Origin of the sequence: Streptomyces sp. NPDC005423 (genome assembly GCF_040606415.1) — a bacterium.
Taxonomy (GTDB): domain Bacteria; phylum Actinomycetota; class Actinomycetes; order Streptomycetales; family Streptomycetaceae; genus Streptomyces.
This window is the reverse complement of record NZ_JBEXET010000043.1, coordinates 23,468-46,405: the sequence shown is the minus strand read 5'-3', so window position 1 is coordinate 46,405 and position 22,938 is coordinate 23,468. Positions and strand designations below refer to the sequence as shown.

Annotated in this window: 17 protein-coding genes and 4 pseudogenes; 9 read left to right on the top strand and 12 right to left on the bottom strand. The window is 70.4% G+C overall.

Features of this window, described 5'->3' with window-relative positions; translation table 11 throughout:
- Positions 1–9 precede the first annotated feature (9 nt).
- From ABZT12_RS32055 to ABZT12_RS32040, 4 genes and pseudogenes are all read right to left on the bottom strand, one after another.
- Positions 10–429 (bottom strand): VOC family protein, encoded by a 420-nt coding sequence (locus ABZT12_RS32055; protein ID WP_356391062.1) that lies wholly within the window; start codon positions 427–429, stop codon positions 10–12.
- Positions 426–1,682 (bottom strand): annotated as a pseudogene (locus ABZT12_RS32050) (IS256 family transposase). Before ABZT12_RS32050 ends, ABZT12_RS32055 begins: the two are co-directional and overlap by 4 nt.
- A gap of 130 nt (positions 1,683–1,812) precedes the next feature.
- A pseudogene (locus ABZT12_RS32045) lies at positions 1,813–2,820 on the bottom strand (transposase); the annotation flags it as partial.
- A gap of 633 nt (positions 2,821–3,453) precedes the next feature.
- Positions 3,454–4,017: a transposase gene (locus ABZT12_RS32040; RefSeq protein ID WP_356391101.1), complete on the bottom strand. Its 564-nt coding sequence runs from the start codon at positions 4,015–4,017 to the stop codon at positions 3,454–3,456.
- Positions 4,018–4,192: 175 nt separating this feature from the next.
- On the opposite strand from ABZT12_RS32040, the pseudogene ABZT12_RS32035 reads away from it, so the two are divergent.
- Positions 4,193–5,317, top strand: a pseudogene (locus ABZT12_RS32035) (ISAzo13 family transposase); the annotation flags it as partial.
- Between the two features lie 253 nt (positions 5,318–5,570).
- Here the strand turns inward: ABZT12_RS32035 and ABZT12_RS32030 are convergent.
- The 5 genes from ABZT12_RS32030 to xylB all read right to left on the bottom strand — a co-directional run bounded on the left by ABZT12_RS32030 (position 5,571) and on the right by xylB (position 12,528).
- Entirely contained in the window at positions 5,571–7,094 is a 1,524-nt protein-coding gene (locus ABZT12_RS32030) for an aldehyde dehydrogenase family protein (protein WP_356391059.1), read from the bottom strand.
- A 248-nt stretch (positions 7,095–7,342) separates the two neighbouring features.
- Positions 7,343–8,668 (bottom strand): GAF domain-containing protein, encoded by a 1,326-nt coding sequence (locus tag ABZT12_RS32025; protein ID WP_356391057.1) that lies wholly within the window; start codon positions 8,666–8,668, stop codon positions 7,343–7,345.
- A gap of 70 nt (positions 8,669–8,738) precedes the next feature.
- Positions 8,739–9,338 carry an N-acetylmuramoyl-L-alanine amidase gene (locus ABZT12_RS32020; RefSeq protein WP_356391055.1) on the bottom strand — a complete coding sequence of 200 codons (600 nt, stop codon included), beginning with the start codon at positions 9,336–9,338 and terminating at the stop codon, positions 8,739–8,741.
- Between the two features lie 486 nt (positions 9,339–9,824).
- Complete coding sequence (locus ABZT12_RS32015; RefSeq protein WP_356391054.1) at positions 9,825–11,054, bottom strand: ROK family transcriptional regulator; 1,230 nt, start codon at positions 11,052–11,054, stop codon at positions 9,825–9,827.
- A gap of 28 nt (positions 11,055–11,082) precedes the next feature.
- On the bottom strand, positions 11,083–12,528 hold the full coding sequence (gene xylB, locus ABZT12_RS32010) for a xylulokinase (protein WP_356391052.1): 1,446 nt from the start codon (positions 12,526–12,528) through the stop codon (positions 11,083–11,085).
- Positions 12,529–12,708: 180 nt separating this feature from the next.
- On the opposite strand from xylB, the gene xylA reads away from it, so the two are divergent.
- The 4 genes and pseudogenes from xylA (at position 12,709) to ABZT12_RS31990 (ending at position 16,070) form a co-directional block, all read left to right on the top strand.
- Entirely contained in the window at positions 12,709–13,875 is a 1,167-nt protein-coding gene (gene xylA / locus ABZT12_RS32005) for a xylose isomerase (RefSeq protein WP_356391050.1), read from the top strand.
- Between the two features lie 428 nt (positions 13,876–14,303).
- Positions 14,304–14,435: a hypothetical protein gene (locus ABZT12_RS32000; protein ID WP_356391048.1), complete on the top strand. Its 132-nt coding sequence runs from the start codon at positions 14,304–14,306 to the stop codon at positions 14,433–14,435.
- 384 nt (positions 14,436–14,819) lie between these two features.
- A pseudogene (locus ABZT12_RS31995) lies at positions 14,820–15,763 on the top strand (acyl-CoA desaturase).
- 124 nt (positions 15,764–15,887) lie between these two features.
- Positions 15,888–16,070 carry a hypothetical protein gene (locus tag ABZT12_RS31990; RefSeq protein WP_356391046.1) on the top strand — a complete coding sequence of 61 codons (183 nt, stop codon included), beginning with the start codon at positions 15,888–15,890 and terminating at the stop codon, positions 16,068–16,070.
- A 187-nt stretch (positions 16,071–16,257) separates the two neighbouring features.
- Here ABZT12_RS31990 and ABZT12_RS31985 read toward each other — a convergent pair whose 3' ends face one another.
- The 3 genes from ABZT12_RS31985 to ABZT12_RS31975 form a co-directional block, all read right to left on the bottom strand.
- The gene (locus ABZT12_RS31985; protein ID WP_356391044.1) at positions 16,258–17,280 is read right to left on the bottom strand and encodes a hypothetical protein; all 1,023 of its coding nucleotides are present in this window, start codon (positions 17,278–17,280) and stop codon (positions 16,258–16,260) included.
- A gap of 135 nt (positions 17,281–17,415) precedes the next feature.
- Positions 17,416–17,712, bottom strand: coding sequence for a hypothetical protein (locus ABZT12_RS31980; RefSeq protein ID WP_356391042.1), 297 nt, complete (start codon positions 17,710–17,712; stop codon positions 17,416–17,418).
- Positions 17,713–17,962: 250 nt separating this feature from the next.
- Positions 17,963–18,562, bottom strand: coding sequence for a class I SAM-dependent methyltransferase (locus ABZT12_RS31975; RefSeq protein ID WP_356391040.1), 600 nt, complete (start codon positions 18,560–18,562; stop codon positions 17,963–17,965).
- Between the two features lie 152 nt (positions 18,563–18,714).
- Here ABZT12_RS31975 and ABZT12_RS31970 point away from each other — a divergent pair, with 152 nt between their 5' ends.
- From ABZT12_RS31970 to ABZT12_RS31955, 4 genes are read left to right on the top strand one after another with little or no spacing between them, the layout of a single operon-like run.
- Positions 18,715–19,488 carry an MHYT domain-containing protein gene (locus tag ABZT12_RS31970; protein ID WP_356391038.1) on the top strand — a complete coding sequence of 258 codons (774 nt, stop codon included), beginning with the start codon at positions 18,715–18,717 and terminating at the stop codon, positions 19,486–19,488.
- 52 nt (positions 19,489–19,540) lie between these two features.
- Positions 19,541–22,042 carry a nitrate- and nitrite sensing domain-containing protein gene (locus tag ABZT12_RS31965; RefSeq protein WP_356391036.1) on the top strand — a complete coding sequence of 834 codons (2,502 nt, stop codon included), beginning with the start codon at positions 19,541–19,543 and terminating at the stop codon, positions 22,040–22,042.
- On the top strand, positions 22,039–22,476 hold the full coding sequence (locus ABZT12_RS31960; RefSeq protein WP_356391034.1) for a roadblock/LC7 domain-containing protein: 438 nt from the start codon (positions 22,039–22,041) through the stop codon (positions 22,474–22,476). The genes ABZT12_RS31965 and ABZT12_RS31960 overlap by 4 nt, the downstream gene beginning before the upstream one ends.
- Positions 22,477–22,498: 22 nt before the next feature.
- Positions 22,499–22,912 (top strand): DUF742 domain-containing protein, encoded by a 414-nt coding sequence (locus ABZT12_RS31955; RefSeq protein ID WP_356391032.1) that lies wholly within the window; start codon positions 22,499–22,501, stop codon positions 22,910–22,912.
- Positions 22,913–22,938: the final 26 nt, after the last annotated feature.

Here is a 22,938-nt window from a genome sequence, read left to right as displayed (position 1 = left end):
CAGTTGATCTCAGTTTCGTTCGGGTGACTTGATCGCGGCGAGTTCGATTTCGAAGCCGTCGTCGTTCTCCAGGTAGGCGGCGTAGTGCTGTGCGCCGCCGGCGTATGGATGCCGCTCGGGGAACATCAGGTGCCAGCCGTGCTGAGCGGCGTCGGCAGTCAGCGTCTCGACGGTGGCGGCATCTTCGACGTGGAACGCCAGGTGGTTCAGTCCTGGGCGGTGGCGGTCGTGCTGTTCGGCGGTGAGGGCCGGGGACTGCTCGATGACCAGGCAGGTCGGGCCGAGCCGCCAGCTGCGGCCACTGTCCCAGCTCTGGAAGAGGGCGTAACCCAGCGTCTCCAGCAGCCAGCCGAGCGGGGCGACTGCCCGGTGGAGGTCCGCAACCCACAGCTCGACGTGATGCAGCGTGCTGTGCGTCTGTCGGCTCATGCGGCAGCCACCGCCTCGGCACGTTCGACGACGTGTCCGCGTTCGAAGCCGACTCCGGCGCGGACGAGGGCCACGAGGTGGGGTGCGTTGACCGCGCGCCAGCGGACCTGGGCGGACTCGACGAGCTTGAAGACCATGGCAAGCGCGGCAGCCGCACTGCCGGCGCCCTTGGTGACCTTGGTCCTCAGCCGCACCGCCGCGAAGGTCGATTCGATGGGATTCGTCGTGCGCAGGTGCACCCAGTGCTCGGCCGGGAAGTCGTAGAACGCCAGCAGTTCGTCGACATCGTCGGTGATCTTCTTGACGGCCTTGGGCCACTTCGCGCCGTAGGTTTTCTCGAATGCGGCGACGGCCCTGACCGCGTGGTCACGGTCCTCGGCGTTGTAGATGTCCTGCAGCGCCTTCCGCGCGCCGGGCTGGGCCGACTTAGGGATCGCGTTGAGCACATTGGCCGTCTTATGAACCCAGCACCGCTGATGACGGGCCTCGGGGAACACCTCCGCCAGGGCCTTCCAGAAACCCAGTGCACCGTCGCCGACCGCGAGGACGGGAGCGTGCATCCCGCGCCGTGCGCAGTCACGCAGCAGGTCGGCCCAGGACTCAGCAGACTCGCGGTAGCCGTCCGCCATCGCGATCAGCTCCTTGGCGCCGTCTGCGCGCACGCCCATGACGACGAGCACGCAGGACTTCGCCTCGGCCAGCCGGATCCGCAGGTGGATGCCGTCGGCCCACACGTAGACGTAGTCCGTGGCCGACAGGTCGCGCTCGCCGAATACCTGGTGATCGGCCTGCCACTGCGTCGTCAGCCGGGTGACCGTGGCGGGCGAGAGGCCGGCGGAGGAGCCGAGGAACTGCTCCAGTGCGGGCACGAAGTCACCCGATGACAGGCCGTGCAGGTAAAGCAGGGGCAGCACTTCGCTGATCTCCGGGGACTTGCGGGCCCAGGGCGGCAGGATCGCCGAGGAGAACCGCTTGCGTTCCCCGGTCGCCTCCTCGACGCGCTTGTCGTTGACCCGCGGGGCCTTGACCTCGAGCGCCCCGGCCGCGGTGGTGACCCTTCTGGGCTAGTGGTAGCCGTTGCGCACGACCAGACGCCGCCCGGACTCGTCCCGCTGACCAGCCAACTCGGCTATGTAGGAGTCGACTTCAGCTTCCAGCGCGGCGGCGAGCATCCGCCGTGCGCCCTCGCGGACGATGTCGTCGATCAGAGAGCCGTGTGGTGTCGTTCCGTCTTCGTTGACTACCGTGAGCACGGGCGTGCCTTCCCGACCGGCGCTCGCCAACGTCGGCCTACTCGGTGACCATCAAAGGATCATTCGGGAAGGTACGCCCTTCGCGCGCCAACCCGAGGCCGATCCACAGACATCCGAGCTTGCTAAGAAGTCAAGCCGCGAGCGTCACCAGCGGCGTGGACGTGGTGGGGAACGCCTTGCCGGGATCGAACTTCTGCCCGGTCTGCAGGCAGTGGTGGAGGCATCCCAGGAGGCGGTTGAAGACGTTGCGCATGGCGGCGGTGTGACGGTCCCCGAGATCGCGGCGTCGGTCGTATTCGGCCTTGACCTGTGGAGAGGGCAGTGCGCCGAAGATCCAAACGTAGCCTGCGGCGGCCAGTCGCTGGTTTTTGACCCGGCGGTGGCGCACGAGGTGGCTCTTGCCGCTGGCGATGGTGACCGGCGCCGAGCCGGCATATGCCTTCAGGGCGCGGGCGTCGGCGAAGCGGGTGCGGTCGTCGCCGATCTCGGCCAGGACGCGTGCGCCCGTGAGTGGACCGATACCAGGGAAGCTGCCCAGGATTTCGGCGTCCGGATGGCCGGCGAACGCTTCGGCCGCGGCTGCGGCGAGGTCGTCGGCTGCCCGGCAGGCGGCATCCAACTGGGCGACCAGCGCGAGGGTTTGGCGTCCCATGGCCTGCTCGACGAGCGGCGGCTGGTGCAGGTAGTCGCCGGTGAAAAGGGTGCGCAGCCGCTCCACCCAGACCTCGATGTTCCGCTGCCGTCCGGATCTGCGCAGTGCGGCCCGCAGCTGGGCACGGGTCAAGCGGGCGGCGGTATGCGGGTCGGGTGCCGCGGCGAGGACCGCACGTGCTTCCCGGGAGTCCAGGCCCACGCCGCGGACGGCGAACGCCGCGAGGGCGGCCGGGTAGTACTGCTTGAGGTGCGAGCGCAGCTGGTTGTTGAGCTGGGCTCGGTTCCACACCGTGTTCTGCTGGGCGCGGGCCAGGACGGCGATCGCACGGACCAGTTCGGAGTCGGCGGGCAGCGGCCGGTGCACGCCGGCATCGGTCCGCAGGATGTTGGCCAGTGTCATCGCGTCGGCGTGGTCGGACTTCGCGCGGGCACTGCGGTGCCGCTCGCGGTAGCGGGCCACCGCCATCGGGTTAATCGAGTACACAACCGGTGTCCACGAACTTGGGTCAACGCCCCCTGACCAGGCACTTGACCTGTCACGCGCCCTTCCCGGCGTGCATCTAAGTCACGGGGTGAAGTGCAGAGTAACTCCCGATATGCCCCACTGCTATCCCACCTCTGACCAGCTGTTCCGGGGCATTTCCGGGCCAAGGCACGGCTCACGCATCCTCTGCACTGCCGTCCTGCCCCTCCTACCTTCGCATCGACTCCTCGATCAGGCTGTTGGCATGGTTCCGCGCCTCGGCCAGAAACTTGGCGTAGTAGCGGAAGAGAACCTGGATGCTTTGTCCGGCGCGGCGCGCACACTCTGCCGGGTCGACACCGGAGGCAAGCCAGAATGAGATTCCTGCGTGGCGCAGGTCGTAGGGGCGTTTTGCAAGCTCAAGGGCGTGTTCATCGAGAGTCAGTGCGACCTCACGCGCACGTCCCCATGTGATGCCGGACGCGGAAGGATCGACGTAGTTTCCCGCTGCGTTGCGGAACAGACGTCCGTTGCCACCGATCAGCCTCCGGTCAGTAGTGCACTTCAGCCTGGACGGCAGGCAGCGCGACGATACCGGCCCTGTTCGATCGGGGATGAAGCGGTACCACTCCCGGAGACCGACTGGCTGGTCGTCTACTCGCCATCGTGCAGGGTCAGGCCGGTGCCGACGAGGCAGCCGTCAACCAGGTCCTGGCGGTACTGGATCTTCTTGAGCCGGTGTTTCACGGCTCTGGTGATCTCGCTGAGGTCCGCGGCGGCCAGGTTGCCGAGGTCGCGCTTGACCAGCGACCAGATGCCTTCGGTCGGGTTGAGGTCAGGTGCGTAGGCCGGCAGTTGGAACACGGTGAGCCACTCGACGTTCGTCGCTATGAACTCCCGCATGCCAGCTGTCAGGTGGAGCCGCACGTTGTCCCAGACCAGCACGATCGGGCCGCCGAGCTGGATGCGGGCACGGACAATGAGGTCGCGGAAGTCCCGCCAGCCGAAGCCCTTCGGCTCGTCTTTGCGGCCCCGGTACTCGCGGATCCCATAGATCAGTCGGGACCGCTCACCGAGCTTGTAGCAGGTCATGCCCGCCATCGACACCCGTCCGGAGCCCCGGCCCCTGACCCGGACGACCGGGGTCTGGCCGATCCGGCCCCAGGTTCTGGCGTGCGGCGGGGTCATCGACTGACCGGCTTCGTCCTCAAAAACGATCCAGGCACCGAGTTCCGCCGCGGTGCTCTTAGGGCTCGCAGAGAATCAAGGTGTTGCTTCGCGTGATTCGGCTCGTTGCTCTGGTATGGGCGTCTCGGATCAGGTTCGTGGTCAACTCGACGTGAAGTTCGGGGTGTTGTTCCCGCATCTCGACGAACGGCAGCGGCGGCTGCTGATGGGAGCCGAGGCCCGGATTCTGGGACATGGCGGTATCCGTGCGGTCGCGCGGGCGGCCCAGGTCAGCGAGACGACGGTCCGCAAGGGCGTGGACGAGTTGGAGGCCGGCGAAGAGCCGTTGGGCCGGGTACGGAAGCCCGGTGGTGGGCGGAAGAAGGCCGTGGAGCTTGATCCGGGTCTGCGGCCCGCGTTGCTAGCACTGGTGGAACCTGACGAGCGGGGCGATCCGATGTCTCCGCTGCGCTGGACGGTGAAGTCGACCAGGAATCTCGCGGCCGAGCTCACCCGTCAGGGGCACAGGGTGAGCGCGGACACGGTCGGTGACCTGCTGCGCGAGGAGGGCTTCAGCCTGCAAGCCGGCTCCAAGACGATCGAGGGCAAGCAGCACCCGGACCGTGACGCCCAGTTCCGCTACATCAACGAGCGGGCCAGACAGCACATGGGCGCCGGTCAGCCGGTGATCAGCGTGGACACGCAGAAGAAGGAACTCGTCGGCGACTACAAGAACGCCGGGCGTCAGTGGCGGCCCGAGGGTGAGCCGGTACTGGTCAAGACGCACGACTTCCTGGACCGGCAGGGACCGGGTAAGGCGATCCCGTACGGGATCTACGACATCGCCGCGAACACCGGTTGGATCAGCGTCGGCACTGACCACGACACCGCCGCCTTCGCTGTCGCCTCCATCCGCCGCTGGTGGCAGGCCCGAGGCCGGCACGACTACCCGGCCGCCGCTCGTCTGCTGATCACGGCGGACGCAGGCGGTTCCAACGGCTACCGCACGCGCGCTTGGAAGACTGAACTCGCAGCCCTGGCCACCGAGGCGGCCCTGGACATCACGGTCTGCCACATGCCTCCGGGCACCTCGAAGTGGAACAAGATCGAGCACCGTCTGTTCTCCCACATCTCCATGAAATGGCGAGGCCGCCCGTTGACCAGCCACGACGTCATCGTGAACAGCATCGCGGCGACCACCACCCGCACCGGGCTGAAAGTCCACGCCGAACGCGACGCGGGCACCTACGACACCGGCATCAAGGTCACCGACAGCGACATCGACGCCCTGCCCATGCACCGGCACCGCTTCCACGGCGACTGGAACTACACCCTCCATCCACGGCCTCGCGACACCGCCCGCGCAGCCCAGAACCCGCGGCCGGCCGGCCGCCCGTCCCCGCAGCCCTGCACCTGGCGTCTGCGAGACCCGGAGCTGACCGGCATGCCCGAAGCGGAACTGTACGAACTCATCGACCAACTCGCCTCAAAACTCGACAAGTTGCGTGAACGAGGACGGCTCCGGCAACGGGGAGGTGAGCGCGTCCGAGCTCGTGGCGCAGGGGCGAAGGAAGGGTCAGGCCCCAGGCGCCCTTTTTTGGCGTCTAGAAGAAGCCCAGTTTCTTCGCCGAGTACGACACCAGCAGGTTCTTCGTCTGCTGGTAGTGGTCCAGCATCATCTTGTGGTTCTCGCGGCCGATGCCCGACTGCTTGTAGCCGCCGAACGCGGCGTGGGCGGGATAGGCGTGGTAACAGTTCGTCCACACACGGCCCGCCTGGATCGACCGGCCCGCGCGGTACGCCGTGTTCATGTCCCGAGTCCACACGCCGGCCCCGAGACCGTACAGCGTGTCGTTGGCGATCTTGATCGCGTCGTCGAAGTCGCCGAACGACGTCACCGAGACCACCGGCCCGAAGATCTCCTCCTGGAAGATCCGCATCCGGTTGTCTCCCTCGAAGATGGTCGGCTGGACGTAGTACCCGCCCTTCAACTCACCGTCATAGTCGAGGCGTTCGCCACCGGTGAGGATCTTCGCGCCCTCCTGTCGGCCGATGTCGAAGTAGGAGAGGATCTTCTCCAGTTGGACGTTGGAGGCCTGGGCGCCGATCATCGTGTCGGTGTCGAGCGGGTGGCCCGGTTTGATCAACTCCGTGCGGGCGACGGCCGCTTCGAGGAACTCGGCGTAGTGGCCGCGTTGGATGAGCGCCCGGGACGGGCAGGTGCAGACCTCGCCCTGGTTGAGGGCGAACATCGTGAAGCCTTCGAGGGCCTTGTCGAGGAAGTCGTCGCGCGCCGTCGACACGTCGTCGAAGAAGATGTTCGGCGACTTGCCGCCGAGTTCCAGCGTGACCGGTTTGATGTTCTCGGAGGCGTACTGCATGATCAGCCGCCCCGTGGTGGTCTCGCCGGTGAAGGCGACCTTGGCCACCCGCGCGCTGGACGCCAGCGGCTTCCCCGCCTCCACCCCGAACCCGTTGACGATGTTCACCACGCCCGGCGGCAGCAGGTCCGCGATCAGGCTCATCCAGTAGTGGATGGACGCGGGGGTCTGCTCGGCAGGCTTGATGACGACCGCGTTGCCCGCGGCGAGCGCGGGGGCCAGCTTCCAAGTCGCCATCAGGATGGGGAAGTTCCACGGGATGATCTGCGCGACGACGCCGAGCGGCTCGTGGAAGTGGTACGCCACTGTGTCGTCGTCGACCTCGCCCAGCGACCCCTCCTGCGCGCGCACCGCTCCCGCGAAGTAACGGAAGTGGTCGATGGCGAGCGGTATGTCGGCGGCGAGGGTCTCCCGGACCGGCTTGCCGTTCTCCCAGCTCTCGGCGACCGCGAGCTGCTCCAGGTGCGCTTCCATCCGGTCGGCGATCTTGAGCAGGATGCCGGAACGCGCGGTGACCGACGTGCGCCCCCAGGCCGGCGCGGCGGCGTGCGCCGCGTCCAGCGCCCGTTCCACGTCCTCCGCGGTACCGCGGGCGACCTCGGTGAAGGGGAGCCCGTTCACGGGGGAGGGGTTCTCGAAGTACTGCCCTCGGGCCGGCGGGACGTACTCGCCGCCGATGAAGTGGTCGTAGCGCGCCTGGTAGGAGACGATCGCGCCCTCGGTGCCGGGCGCCGCGTAACGGGTCATGCTGGTCTGCCTCCCGGAGAAGCGCCGCCCGCCGTTGGGCGGCTCTCGGCCGCGAGACTAGGGAAGCCGAGGTTGCGAGTACGTTGCAGCCGGAGCCGGAGCCGGAGCCGGAGGCGAAGCCGGAGGCAGAGATGGAGGCGAAGCCGGAGTAGGGAGCGGGGCCGGGCGGGCGCGAGGGAGTGCGCGGCTCAGTACAGCCAGGTGCCGACTGGGGGACTCGGCGGGCGAGTTGTGGAGGCGGGGTTCGCTCAGCGTGCCGACGGGCGTGCGGGCGCGCGCGGCCTCGGGATCGGTGCCGCCAGTTCCGACTCCAGCGCCGTGAGGCGGGACCGTACCGGCGCCGTCGGCCGTACCGCGGCCAGGGCCCGCCATACGTCGAGATCGTCCTCGCCCCACGGCGCGTGCGCCCAGTCCGCGAGCAGGTCGGGATCGCGGCGGGCGATGAGGGCCGCACGCAGGCCGTCCGCGAGGCGGTTCCGCAGCCGTGCCACCGCCGGAGCCTGCGAACCCGGCAGCAACGGACCTGTGTACGCAGCAGCCGCGTCCGTGACCGCGCCCGCCTCCAACCACCTCTCCACTACTGTCAGGTCCGACTCCACCGGTGCCGTCAGCCGGTAGGGCCGCGACATGAGCAGCCCCGGGCCGAGCAGTCTGCGCAGCCTGGCCAGTTCGGCCCGCAGGGTCACGGGCGTCACCGACTCGTCCTCGTACAGCGCGCACTGCAACTCCTCGCCCGTCAGCCCCTCCGGGTGCCGGGCCAGCAGGACGAGGATCTCGCTGTGCCGGCGGCTCAGCCTGGTGCGGCGTCCACCGGTCCGCAGCAGTGCCTCGTCACGGCCGAGCGCCGTCAGCTCGGACGCGTCGACCGGCGTCAACTCCGGTGCCAGCAGGGCGAGATGGGACTCGGTGGCGCGGGCCACGGCCTGTACGAAGCCCAGACTGTGCGGGTGTGCCAGTCCGTCCCCGCCGGTGATGTCGACCGCTCCGAGCACCCGTCCGGTGCGCGGATCGTGCACCGGCGCCGCCGCGCATGTCCAGGGCTGCACCCGCCGGATGAAGTGCTCGGCCGCGAACACCTGCACCGGCCGGTCCAGCGCGACGGCCGTGCCCGGCGCGTTCGTCCCCACCGCGGTCTCCGACCAGCGGGCGCCCGGGACGAAGTTCATCCGCCCTGCCTGCCGCCGGGTCGCCGCATGCCCTTCGACCCAGAGCAGCCGGCCGTGCGCGTCGCACACCGCGAGCAGGTGCTTCCCGTCGGCTGCGAAAGTGCCCAGGAGCTCCCGGATCAAGGGCATCACCCGCGCCAGCGGATGCTCTGCCCGGTACACCCCGAGGTCACCGTCGGTCAGCTCCACACTCGCCGTGCCGTCAGGACCGACACCGGCCCGCGCGGAACGCCGCCAGGAGTCCGCCACGACCGACCGCACCGGCTGCGGCACGACACCCGCGGCGGCGAACGTCTCGTGCGCTCGCCGCAGCGCCCGTACCCGCTCGGCAGGGTCGGCCCCGGCTTCCAGGGCCACCCATGGATCGGTCAACTCGTCCTCCCCGGACAGTGATGTGAATGCAGCCATCGTCACTCCGGGGGTGGGCGCCGACAACCGTTTCGACGGGACGACCCGATCGAGGGGCTCCGGGTGCGGTTCAGGCGGAGTTGACGAGCCTTATATAGCGCGTCCAGTCCCAGTTCGGTCCGGGATCGGTGTGGTCGGTGCCGGGCACTTGGTAGTGGCCGAGGATGCGTGAGCGGTCCTTGGGGATGCCGTACTTCTCGCAGGTCGCGGCCGTGAGCCGCGCCGACTGTTCGTAGAGGGCGTCGGTGAAGTACGCGGGCTGGTCCACCCAGCCCTCGTGCTCGATGCCGATGCTGCGGGTGTTGTAGTCCCAGTTCCCGGCGTGCCAGGCGATGTCGGCCTCACGTACGCACTGCGCCACATGTCCGTCGGCCGAACGCACCACGTAGTGAGCCGACACCTTCTTCTTCGGGTTCCGGAAGATGTCCAGGGTGTCGGGGTAGGTCTCCTGGGTGACGTGGATGATCACGTAGTCCAGCGGATAGGCGGTGGGGCGCTGGGACGACGTGTAGTTGGAGGTGGTGGCCGGCTGCCACTCGGCGAGGTCGTAGTCGACGGCCTGTGCCCGCGCTCCGGCCCGGGCCTCGGGGAGTAACACGTACGGGACGACGGCGAGAGCGGCGCCTTTGAGCAGTCCTCGCCTGCTGGGAAACGGTGTTGCGCGGTCCATGGTCGGTTGCCTTTCGGACACGGGGGTCTGCACGGGCGACCCGCACGGTGAACGGCGCGTTCGGCGTCGTAGGGCCGCCGAGGTCGTGCTCGGTCGTGCGTGCGCTCCGCGGTGAGTGTCGCGCGCCGGCAGCCGCTCTCGGCGGATCTCGGCCGCGCAGGGGGAGTCGGTGTCGCGCACGTGGGCCAACGGTGCCTCGACCACGTGGCGTCCAGGAAGACCGGTGGTGAGTCCGGCCACGTCCCGGGCGAGATGCGTGTCGCGGCCCGCTTGCCGTCGAACCTCCCCTCGTATCAATCCAGTTGGGGCCGCACGGTCGAGATCCAGGACTCGCACCCGACCGCACTGACCCGAGGCGGCTGCTGCGCCTCGGGTGAAATACGGTACGGCGCCCGCGGGTTGGGGAGGAGGACGTGCCGCGATTCCGTGGACGGCGACGGAGCTGTGGACAACCCGGTCACTCGAACGAGTGGGGGCGGCCAGATTTCAGGCCCGGTCGGCCACCGCCGGGCGGCGCTCCGCCACCACGGCCGGATCGTCGAGGATCCCGCGCACCACCGAGTGGGCCGCCCCCAGCAGGGGACCCTCCGGTCCCAGCCGCGACACCGACACCGGACAGGCCGGCCCTGCCGTACGCCGGTCCAACTCGGTTTCCAGCGACGGTAGGAGCCAGGGCGCGAGCCCGGACAGGGCACCCCCCAGCACCACCGTGCGAGGATCGAGCAGATTCACCGCGCCGGTGAGCGCGATGCCGAGTGCGGTACCAGCCTCGCGCAGAGCCCGTCGTACCGGCTCGTCGCCCCCGGCCGCGCGCGACGCGAGCAGGCCGACCCGGTCCTCGCCCGGCTCCAGACCGGCCGCCCGCAGCACCGCCTCCTCGCCCGCGTACTGTTCGAGGCAGCCGCGCCCGCCGCAGGCGCACCGCGGGCCGTCCGGCCGGACCGGTACATGCCCCAACTCGCCCGCGAAACCACGGGTTCCGCGTAGCAGTCGGCCGTCGACCACCACCGCCGCGCCGATGCCGATCTCCGCCGACACATGCAGGAAGTCGAGCGGAGTGGCCTCGCCCAGCCAGAGTTCGGCGAGGCCGCCGAAGTTGGCCTCGTTGTCGACGGTCGGCGGCAGTTCGGCGGGCAGCAGGGCGCCGAGGTCCGTGTCGTGCCAGTCGAGGTTCGGGGCGCGGACGACCGTATGGCCGTCACGCGCCACCAGGCCGGGTACGGCGACCGCGAGGCCGGCCGGCCAGAGACCCTCGCGCTCCGCCTCGGCGACGACCTGGCGCACCAGCGCGGCGAGCCTCCGGGTGACCGGTTCCGGGGAGCGGCCCCGGTTGGTGCCGTGCCGCACGGCACGGGCGCGTATCTCCCCGCGCAGATCGACCGCGCAGACCGCGAGGTGGTCGACTCCGATCTCCGCGCCGATGCCGGCCGGGCCGCGCCCGCTGACGGCGAGCGCGGAGCCGGGCCGGCCCACCCTTCCGGGACGCTCGGGGCCCAGCTCCTCAAGGAGTCCCGACCGGATCAGCTCGTCCACGAGGGTCGACACCGCCGCACGGGTCAGTCCGATGCGTGAGGCGACGGCCGCCCGGGAGAGCGGCCCCTCGTCCCTGACCGCGTGCATCACCCGGGCCAGGTTGCGGCGGCGCATGCCCTGCTGGGTGTCGGGCAGCGCACGCCCCGGTCCGGCCGGGCGCCCCTGATGCAGCGGTGCGGTCATGCCTCCGTCAATCCTTGGTCGGTGTGTGTCAGCGTCCGTCCGTCCCCCGTTCGAGCAGCGGAGCCGCGTCGGAGAGTACCCCGGAGATCCTCGACAGCGTCGCCTCGTCCCGTTCCACGGCGTCGAGTACGGGTCCCGCGGTCGTGTTCCAGCGGCGTGCCACGGCGGCCGGGTCCTCACCCGTCAGCAGGCCCGCTGCCTGGGCAGCCGCGCCGATCGCGACGAGTTCCTTCGCTTCAGGGATGCGCACCGGGCGTCCGGACAGCCTGCGCACGGTCTGCTGCCAGGCAGTACCCCGGGCGCCCCCGCCGATCAGCAACAGCGGAGTACTGCGGTCCGCGTCCTCGTCGAGGACCAGGTCGAGGGCGCCGAGCAGCGCGTGCACGGCACCGTCGTAGGCGGCCTGGAGGAGCTGGCCGCCAGTGGTGTCGTGGCGCAGTCCGTGCAACAGGCCCGACGCGTTGGGCAGGTTCGGGGTGCGCTCGCCGTCCAGGTAGGGCAGCAGGGTGACCGAGGTACCGGGTTCCACGGCTTCGCGGTCCAGGCCCAGCAGGGTCGCGACGCGGTCGACGGCCAGGGTGCAGTTCAGGGTGCAGGCCAGGGGGAGCCAGTCGCCGTGCGCGTCGGCGAAGCCCGCGACCGTGCCGGACGGGTCTGCGGGACGGTGCTCGGACACGGCGTAAACGGTGCCCGAGGTGCCGAGGCTCAGGACCGGGACGCCCGGTCGCAGGCCCAGGCCCAGCGCCGCGGCCGCGTTGTCACCGGTGCCGGGCGCTACGAGGGTGCCCTTGGCGAACGGCAGACCGTGACCGTCGCGCACCGTCCCGGCCACCTCGCCAGGCCGCACCACCCGGGGCAGCAACGCCGGGTCGAGCCCCACGTGCCGCAGGATGTCCTCGTCGTAGGACTCGGTTCCCGACGCCCACCAGCCGGTGCCGGAGGCATCCCCCCGGTCGGTCGTGCCGGCACCCGTGAGGCGCTCGGTGAGGTAGTCGTGGGGGAGTCGTACGGCGGCGGTGGCGCGGATCGCCTCCGGCTCGTGTTCGGCCAGCCACGCCCACTTCGTCACCGTGAACGATGCCCCGGGCACGCTGCCGACGCGTTCCGCCCAGGTCTTCGGGCCGCCCAGTTCCTCGACCAGACGACGCGCCTGCGGGGCGGACCGCACGTCGTTCCAGAGCAGCGCCGGGCGTACCGGCTCACCCTGGGCGTCCAGCGTGACCAGGCCGTGCTGCTGTCCACCGATCGACACCGCGGCCGCCTCCTGGGCCGCGTCCCCGCACTGGCGCAGCGCCTCGCACAGTGCCTCCCACCACTGGCGCGGATCGCTCTCCCGGCCCGCACCCGAGGAGACGGTGTGCGGTGCCTGGCCGCTCGCCACGACCTGCCCGGTGGACACGTCGACCACCAGCGCCTTGGTGGACTGGGTGGACGTGTCCACGCCGACGACGAGCGGACCCTCGGCTGCTGACATCGGGCTCTCCCTTTTTTTCCGCGGCTCAGCGGCTCTGACCTGCTGTTTTCAATGACGCACGGACTGTGGTGACCCGTACCTCACCTCTTCGGGAACAGCTTGTCCCTTCCCAGAGGTGTGTGAGCATACTAATTTGTAAACCGCCATGACGAAATAGTCGGAGCAGCAAGGAGCCGCAACATGAACTACCAGCCCACCCCCGAGGACAGGTTCACCTTCGGCTTGTGGACCGTCGGCTGGCAGGGAAGGGACCCGTTCGGCGACGCCACCCGCCGTGCCCTCGACCCGGTCGAGTCGGTGCAGCGCCTGGCCGAGCTCGGTGCCCACGGTGTGACCTTCCACGACGACGACCTGATCCCCTTCGGGTCGTCGGACAGTGAGCGCGAGTCGCACATCAAGCGCTTCCGCGAGGCCCTCGACGCGACCGGCATGAAGGTGCCGATGGCCACCACCAACCTCTTCACGCACCCGGTCTTCAAGGACGGCGCGTTCACGGCCAACGACCGTGACGTGCGCCGCTACGCCCTGCGCAAGACGATCCGCAACATCGACCTCGCCGCCGAACTGGGCGCCGAGACCTACGTCGCCTGGGGCGGCCGTGAGGGTGCGGAATCCGGCGCTGCCAAGGACGTACGCGTCGCCCTCGACCGCATGAAGGAGGCGTTCGACCTCCTCGGCGAGTACGTCATCGACCAGGGCTACAGCCTCAAGTTCGCGATCGAGCCCAAGCCGAACGAGCCGCGCGGTGACATCCTCCTCCCCACCGTCGGCCACGCCCTGGCCTTCATCGAGCGCCTGGAGCGCCCGGAGCTCTACGGCGTCAACCCCGAGGTCGGCCACGAGCAGATGGCCGGGCTCAACTTCCCGCACGGCATCGCCCAGGCGCTGTGGGCGGGCAAGCTCTTCCACATCGACCTCAACGGCCAGTCCGGCATCAAGTACGACCAGGACCTGCGCTTCGGTGCCGGTGACCTGCGTGCCGCCTTCTGGCTGGTCGACCTCCTGGAGACCGCCGGTTACGCGGGCCCGAAGCACTTCGACTTCAAGCCGCCGCGCACCGAGGACCTCGACGGCGTGTGGGCCTCCGCGGCCGGCTGCATGCGCAACTACCTCATCCTGAAGGAGCGTTCGGCCGCCTTCCGCGCCGACCCCGAGGTGCAGGAGGCCCTGCGCGCCTCGCGTCTGGACGAGCTGTCGCAGCAGACCGCCGCCGACGGCCTCAAGGCACTCCTCGAAGACCGCTCGGCCTTCGAGGAGTTCGACGCGGAGGCGGCCGCCCAGCGCGGGATGGGCTTCGAGCACCTGGACCAGCTCGCCATGGACCACCTCCTGGGAGCGCGCGGCTGACCGTACGCGCGTGGGCCACGATTTCGGCCCGTGTCCGACCGAACCCCGTGCGGAATGCTCCGGAATCATGCGATCCACGGCATGAGGCGGTAGCAACTTCCGCTCGGGGGTCGCGCGTTGCCCGGCACGAGGTGACTCTGGGCGGTATGACCATGCCGCCCGTACCGCCTCAACCGCCCGGACCGCCGGGAGGCCCGCCGTCTGCGGGCGGCGGTTTCGGACCGCCGCCCGGAGATTTCGGCCACGGACCGGGCGACGGCCACCTTCCTGCAGGCCGGAGGCGGCGCGGCCCGCTCTTCGTCCTGCTCGCCGTGCTCGTGGCCGCCGGAGCCGTTGCCGTCGTGGTCCTGATGGCAGGGGGAGGACACGGCTCCACAGACAAGAGGCTGCCTGCAGAGTCCAGTTCGAGCGCGAGCCGACGCCCGTCCTTGAGCATCCCGACGGCGCTGCCCAGTGCGCTCCCCTCGCGACTTCCCACCCGACTGCCCAGCGCCGTGCCGAGCGAGTTCCCCAGCGGCATCGAGTCCCTGCTGCCCTCCTTGGCGGCCGATCTGCCGTAGCGGGGATTGCGTGGGGTATCCGGACGCGGTTCGGCAGATGTACTCGGGCGACCGGTTTCTCGAAGCCGCCGGGTCCCACCGACCCTTGGCCTCGAAGACGCCCACGTCGTCCGTCGTCCGTCATTCGTCACTTGGAAGTAGGTGTCGTCGAGGGCCACGCGCGCGACGCCGTCGATCCATGCCGACTGTCCTCCGGACCACGCCTCCGGTGGCCCCTCCGTAGGGCCAGGTGTGTCGTCGCCCCGTCGAGAGGTGTTGTCACCCCCCTGTCGGCACCGGGTTAACCACGAAGCCGCACGGGTGGTGGCGCCATGGTCGCGAAGGGTCACCGGTTCGTACGTTTGCTCAGGTCAGGACGTTGACTGAGAGAGCCGGAGACCGGAGATGCCCCAGCCCACCGCGGTAGTCGGCGAGCCCCCTTCCCGTACGCCCGTCCCCTCGTCCGGAAGCGAGTTCGCACCCCTCCTGCGCACGGTCAGGGAACGGGGTCTTCTGGAGCGCCGGTACGCCCGGTACGCGCTGAGCATCGTAGGCAATGCCGTCGCCCTGGCCATCGTCGTCGCCGGTGTCGTCCTGATCGGCGACTCCTGGCGGGCGCTGACGCTGGCCCCCGCGCTCGCGGTGTTCGGTGCACGTACGGCCTTCATGGGCCACGACGCCGGTCACTCCCAGATCACCGGCGACAGGACCGTGGGCCGAGTGATCGGGCTGATCCACGGCAACCTTCTGCTGGGGATGAGCTACTCCTGGTGGAACGACAAGCACAACCGGCACCACGCACCACGCCATGGCTGTTTTCCCGCTCACCCTTCTCGACGGTATCGCCCTCAAGATCCACAGCTTCCGGGACCTGAGCAGGCAGTCGCCGGGTGAGAAGGCCGTCGAAGGCGCGCTTCTCGTAGCCCATGCGTTGGGTTACGCGACGCTGCTGCTGACCTGCCTCTCGCCTGGGAAGGCACTCGCGTTCGCCGCCCTCCACCAAGCCCTCTTCGGCCTGCACCTCGGTCTCGCCTTCGCCCCCAACCACAAGGGCATGGAGATGCCGGACCCGAAGGCGAGCGGTGGGGCCCCCTGCGTCGTCAAGTGCTCACCTCGCGCAACATCCGGGGTGGATTGCTGACCGACTGGTTCCTCGGCGGACTCGACTACCAGATCGAACACCACCTCTTCCCGAGCATGCCGCGTCCTCATCTGCGACTTGCCCAGCCCCGGTGCGCGCTCACTGTCAGGAAGTGGGTATCCCCTACACGGAGACCGGGCTCGTCGACTCCTACCGGCAGGCCGTGAGCCACCTGCATGATGTGGGGCGGCCGCTGCGGAGCGAGTAGTCCGCGAATCCCGGGCCAGTAGGGGATGCGTCTCGGGGATGTCTCAGGGTCGCGGTCCGGAACCACGGGGAGCGCGGACCCGTTTTCAGAACAGAGAGCGGCAGTGGCCGCAGAGGAGGCGCACATGTCGAAGAACGCGAAGATCGCCGTTGGAGGTGTGGCGGTCGGATTGCTTCTGTTGATCTGGCTGCCCTGGTGGGCGTCGCTCCTGATCGTGCTGGGGGTGCCGGTGGCTGCTTATCTCACGCTGGATCCCTCGCAGCGGCGTCGCCTGCGCCGGGTCACCCGCAAGGAGATCGGCCGCTGAGGCGCCCGGCGCCCTGCCGCAGGTCCGGCTGATGACAGAGGACGGTGGGCTGGACCATCGCTCGCGGACGGCCCGGCAGTGAGCCCGCGAGCGGTGGACGGTGCGCGGCAGTCCACGCGCTCAGGACACCGGTGCACGGCCGCGACAGGGGCCGATGGATCAGGGAAGGAGGCCGATACCCCACCGTTCAACTGGGGCGTACGGCCAGCTTGTCGAGTGCCTCAAGGAGGCCGGGGAGTTCAGGGCCCCGGCCCACCGGCAGGACCTCGCCGGGCTCGTCGTCGAGCAGGACGAATGCCATGTCATCGGTGCGGGCCACCATGGACCAGCCGGGACCGTCGGCGCGCAGAGTCCGCGCGTCGCCCGGCGCGAAGGACGATCGGACCCGACCGAGAGGCGGGGGAGTGTCCACGTAGGCACGCGCCTCCGTCAGCACCCGGCGGATCCCACGGTGGCCCGGCGTCGAACCGTTCCCCTTCCCGTCGCCCTCCGCCGCGGCCGGGGTCTGCCGCCGGCCCTCGGTCGCCAGGGCCGTCTGGGCGCTCCCAGCGCCGCCGTCCGGTGTCGACGCGACGTCCGGCGCCGCGGAGTCGCCCGAAGAGGTCTTGACCTCCTCGGAGTCATCCGTAAGGGCCTTGACGTCCCCGGTGACGTCCGAGGTGGTCGACGAGACGGCCTCACCCCCGGTGCCGCCTCCCCACGCGGGGAACGCGGCCTCGTCTATCTGCTCGCGCCACAGCGCCCACTGCAGTGCGATCTCGTCCGCACCCAGTCGCCGTTGGGCCGGACCCCAGGTGGCGGTGTCCGGCGGGGTCAGCGGGGGACGGCCGGCGTCCTCCGGGTCCGGATCGTGCGGTGCGGGCACGTCGGGGGCCGCGACGGCGACCGCCAGGGGCCAGCCCGGCAGTGCGGCGACCACGGTGCGCTCGTTCGGGGACAGGTCGTACTCCATGCCGCAGTCCCAGGACGCGATGGCGACGGCCACCAGCGACACGTCGTCGATGACGACCGTCCAGCGCGCGCCCTCACCGTCCTGCCCCAGCACCAGCCCATACCCGTCGGCGAGCGGTGCCAGGCCCAGCGCGGCGCACGCCTCGGGGTAGTCGTCACCCAGCACACTCGGGAACTTCGCCGGCGTCAGCAGCACCGCCGTGAGCACGTAGAGCGCATCGTCCTCGGCGGCGACGGCCTCTTCGTCCGTTTCGGCCATCCCAGCCTCCCCATAGGTTCTTCCACCGGCGCGCACCCTAGTGCGCGCGGAAGCCGCTTGTCACGACTCCCCAGACCACCCGGAGCTGCGGGTTTCCGCTGGGAGGGGCGAAATGACCATCTGTAACCCGAAGTGTCAGGCCGTGGGAAGCCCGAGGAGCGCCCGGGCCACGCTGCCCGGCGACTCGTCGCGTTCCCTGGCGAGCGCCACGACGGCACGGCACGCCAACTCGCTCACCCCGAAGGACAGCGCCTCGGGCGACACCCACCCCGAGGCCTCTTCGATGCCGTCCTGGTCGTCCTCCGCCCGGGCCGAGACATAGACGGCGGCGGCCTCGAACAGGTTGTGCGTGGCCTTCCTCCGGCCGGCGTCCTTCTCCGGGCGTGAGGAGGTGAGGAATCCGGTGAAGGACCTACGGAGTCTGACGAGCATGCGGACCACCATCCCCCTGGGTGCTTGTGTTCGCCGACCGTTCGTCTTCCGCTACTCACCGTAGAGTTCGACTGTCGGTGACAGAAGGGGGCGGTGGAGTGCAACGCTGGAGGGATCAATCGCCCGGCGGTTCCGGCGTCGTCCGCGGCCAGGTCGGTGTCGTCTCCGTCAGGGGTGTGGCCCGAGATCCTCTACGTGACCGCGCCGGGGTAAGTCGTCCTGACCGGGGCCGTGGACGCGGTGTGCCGGCTCAGGTCTCGCGGACGGCCAGAGCGAGGAACCGGGCTTCCTCGTCGGCGTAGGAGGTCATGGACCACCCTGAACCGGTAAGCAGCGGGCGCAGGTTGACCTCCGCGCGCAGGTCGTCCGGTGTCAACTGCCGCCCCTGGCGGTCCGCGAGTGCCGCCCGGCCGATCGGATGGAAGAGCGCCAGCGTGCCGCCGGTGCGTACGACTCGCGCCAACTCCCGCAGGTTGTCGGCGGGTCGGGGCAGATGCGCGATGAGGCCCGCGGCGAACACCGCGTCCAGCGCTTCGTCCCGGAGCGGCAGCTCGGCGACATCGGCGAGGAGCAACCGCCCGTCACGGTCCCGTCCTGCGCTTACGGCGGCCTCCAGCATGGCAGGGGTCAGATCGGCCCCGACGACCGTTCCGGAGGCCCCCACGGCCGCGCGCAGGGGCGGCAGGGCGCGCCCCGTCCCACAACCCGCGTCGAGCACGCGATCGCCCTCGCGCAGCCCGAGTTCGGCGACCGCGGCGGCGTAGGCGGGCCCGTCGTCGGGGAATCTTCCGTCCCAGTCGGCGGCGCGGGCGCCGAAGAACTCCTGGACGCGCGTGTGGTCGTCACTCATGTTCGGCATGATCCCGCATCGACACGGATGACGCTTCGGTGCGCACGTTCGGAGGTGAGTCGGTCGTTAGCCCGCGCCGCCGCGTCAGATTGCGGCACCTTTCGCCATGCGCCCCCTTCGTGTGCCGGTCCGCGGACTAACGTCCCCGGGTCATGGGACACCTGGACCACACCGCCTTCGGCTGGCTGGCCCCCGTGCTGTCGTACGTGATGGCGTGCTTGGGCTCCGCACTCGGCCTGCGCTGCACCGTCCGCGCACTCGGCGCCACCGGCCGGTCGCGGCGCAACTGGTTGATCACCGCGGCCTCGGCGATCGGCACCGGCATCTGGACGATGCACTTCGTGGCCATGCTCGGCTACGGGGTCAACGGCACCGACGTCCGTTACGACGTGCCGCTGACCCTTCTCAGCCTGCTCGTCGCCATGGCGGTGGTCTGCGCCGGTGTCTTCGCCGTCGGCTACAGCCGCGACCGCGTCCGGGCCCTCTTCCTCGGCGGCCTCACGACCGGCTTGGGCGTCGCGAGCATGCACTACCTGGGCATGGCGGCCGTACGGCTGCACGGTGACGTGAGCTACGACCCGACGTTCGTCGCACTCTCCGTGCTGATCGCCGTCGTAGCGGCGACGGCGGCCCTGTGGGCGGGTCTCCACATCAAGTCGCCGGTAGCGGTGGCCGTCGCCTCCCTCGTGATGGGCGCGGCCGTCAGCAGCATGCACTACACCGGGATGCTCGCCGCGCGGGTACACGTCAGACCGTCCGGCGCGGCCCTGCCCGGAGCCACGGCGATGCAGTTCATCTTCCCCCTCACCGTTGGTCTCGGGTCCTACCTGTTCCTGACCTCGGCCTTCGTCGCTCTGTCACCTGCGACCGGAGCAAGCCCGGCCTCTGCCACGGCCCGGGTGCCACTCGAAAACGTCACCCCCTGAGAACGGACACCGGGCGCATGTCCCGACCGACCGACTTCCGAGCGAGGAGGCCATGCGTACACCCCGTAGGACCCACACGGCCGATACCGGGACTCCGCCCGCGCGCGGCCGTCGCGCACACGCGGGACCACCCGCCGACGAGATCATGGAGGAGCCCTACTCTGCCGTCCCCGACCGCGTGCCGGCGCGCGCCGGACGATGGCGGCTACGGCCCCGCACGGTACGGGCCAAGGTCGTCTGCCTTCTGATGGTGCCGGTCGTCTCCCTGCTCGCCCTCTGGGGGTACGCCACCGTCAGCACCGCCCAGGACGTCGCTCGGCTGCGGCAGGCACGGCGTGTGGACATCGGGCTGCGCGGTCCGCTCGCCGCGGCCGTGGCCGCTCTGCAGACCGAGCGGTCGGCGGCGGTGCGCTACACGAGCGCCCCAGGCACCGTGCCGGGCGACACCCTCAAGGCCTTGGCGGCCGACACGGACAAGGCCGCCGCCGCGTTGCGGCTCGGCGACCACGGCACGGTCGCCGACAGCGAGGAGCTGCCCGGCGCGGTGGGCCGACGCCTGGAGCTCCTCGTCACCGCGGCCGAGGGGCTGCACACCCTGCGGGCGGCCGTGCTCGGCCGTCACGCCGGCTGGGACGAGACCTACGGTCAGTACACCCGGACCATCTCGACAGCACTGGCGGCGGACGGAGCCCTCACCGGGATCCAGGACGCCGCTCCCGGATCCCACGCGCGCGTGCTCCTCGAATTCGCCCGCGCGGGCGAATCCCTGGCCCAGGAGGACGCGGTGCTGTCCAGCCACCGCCTCGACGGCAGCCTCGCTGGGGAACGGCGGCGACTGTTCACCGGAGCTGTCGAGACCCGGCGTACCCTCACCGACTCGGCCACCGCCGATCTCTCCGGTTCGGAACGCGCCGCCTGGCAGGCCCTCGCGGGCAGCCCCGCCTACGCCACCGTCGGCGCCGTCGAGGACAAGGTTCTCGCGGCCGGTCCCGGCGGACGGGCCTTGAAGCGAGTTCCGGCAGCCGCCTGGAACGCCGCGCACGCGCGCGTGCGGGACGGCATGCGGACCATCGAGTCGAACGCGGGCCGCAGCGCGGTCAACCAGGCCGACCCGTTCACCCGGGGTCTGCTGACCCCGGCCGGCGCCGCCGTGATCTTCGGTCTGGCGACCGTCGTCGCGTCCCTCGTCATCTCCGTGCGCATCGGACGCGGACTCGTGATCGAGTTGATGAGGTTGCGCGACGACGCCCTGGAGATAGCCCGCCGCAAACTCCCCGAAGCCATTGGGAGACTGCGCGCCGGAGAGGAGATCGACGTCGACGCGGAAGCCCCGCCGGGACCGCCCTCCGAGGACGAGACCGGACAGGTCGCCGAGGCCTTGAGCACCGTCCACCGGGCCGCCCTGCGCGCCGCCGCCGAACGGGCCGAACTCGCCCATGGCATCTCCGGCGTCTTCGTCAACCTCGCCCGCCGCAGCCAGGTCCTGGTGCACCGTCAACTGAACCTTCTCGACAGCATGGAACGCAGATCCCAGGACCCGAACGAGCTCGGCGACCTCTTCCGGCTCGACCACCTCACCACCCGGATGCGCCGCCACGCGGAGAGCCTGATCATCCTCTCCGGGGCAGCACCAGGCCGGGCCTGGCGCATGCCGGTCTCCCTCACCAACGTCGTACGCGCCGCGGTCTCCGAAGTCGAGGACTACGCGCGCGTGGAGGTACGGCAACTCGCCGAGGCAGCGGTCGTCGGGGCCGCCGTGGCCGACCTCACGCACCTCCTCGCCGAGATCGTGGAGAACGCCGCCCAGTTCTCGCCTCCGCACACGCGCGTGCGGGTCACCGGTGAACCCGTAGGCAACGGATACGCGATCGAGGTCGAGGACCGTGGCCTCGGCATGGGCAGCGAGACCCTCGCCGAAGCCAACCGCCGTATCGAGCAGTCCGAAGCCCTCGACCTCTTCGACAGCGACCGGCTCGGCCTCTTCGTGGTCAGCAGACTCGCGGCCCGCCACCAGATCAAGGTGCACCTGAAAGCCTCGCCCTACGGCGGCTCCACCGCCGTCGTCCTCCTCCCCACGGCGCTGCTGCACGGAGAAGCGGCGGACCGATCTCACGCGAGCGCCGCGGACGACCGGCGGACCGCCGGAAGCGAGTACGCGCGCGTGCCCGCTCCGGTCCGACACCAGCAATCCGTACCGGCGCCCGAGGAACGACCCGCACTGGCGGCCATGGTGCCGACCGCGGCCGAGTACCCGCACGACACCCCGCCCCCCGGAGTCACCACCTTGCGACTGCGCCGACCGCCGGACCCACCCGGAGACACCGATGAACTCCCGCGCCGGGTACGCCAGTCGCACCTCGCCCCGCAACTGCGCCGGCAGACCGCCGAGGAACCGATCCAGGCCGCCCCGGCCGACGAGCACCGCACCCCCGAACTCGTACGGGACCGGATGGCGGCCTACCGGGCCGGCTGGTCCCGGGGCGGCGGCAGACAACCCGGCCGTGGCGCCCACCCCGCAGCGGGCCGCCACAGCAGTGAAGGAGACCCCGAATGATCCAGGACCCGAGCACGGAGTCCGCCCAGCGGTCCGGTGAGCTCGACTGGCTGCTGGACGACTTGGTGCTGCGCGTACGGGAAGTACGGCACGCCGTCGTGCTGTCCAACGACGGCCTCGCCGTCGGCGCCTCGAACGATCTCCGGCGCGAGGACGCCGAACACCTCGCCGCGGTCGCCTCCGGCTTCCACAGCCTGGCCAAGGGCGCGGGCCGGCACTTCGACGCGGGTGGTGTGCGACAGACCATGGTCGAGATGGACGACGGCTTCCTGTTCGTGGCGGCGGCGGGCGAAGGTTCCTGCCTCGCCGTCCTTACCGCCGTGACCGCCGACATCGGCATCGTGGCGTACGAGATGGCCCGCCTGGTCAAGCGCGTCGGTGAGCATCTGCGCACACCGCCCCGGGTCGGCGCGCGACCGCCCGCAGGCGACTGAGGCGAGAGGGCGGTCCGCTCGGATGACCGAGGACATGACCGGCGCCCGGAGCGAGCCAGGCAGCCAGTGGTACGACCAGGAGGCCGGGCCCCTGGTCCGGCCGTACGCCATGACGGGCGGCCGCACCCAACCCGGGCCCGCCGGAGTGCGCTTCGACCTGATCGCCCTCGTCACGCTCGACACGGGCGACCCCGGCATCGACGACGACACCGCGCTGGGGCCCGAACACCGGGCTCTCGTCGCGCTGTGCCGTACGGAGACGCAGTCCGTCGCCGAACTCGCCGCAGGGGCCGACCTGCCCTTCGGGGTGGTCAGGGTGCTCCTCGGCGACCTCCTGGGACTCGGCCGTGTCACCGTCAGCCGGCCGGTACCGCCGGCGCAGCTTCCCGACGAGCGCATTCTGCACGAGGTGATCGAAGGGCTGCGGGCGCTGTAGACGACGGCTCACCACCACCCGGACAC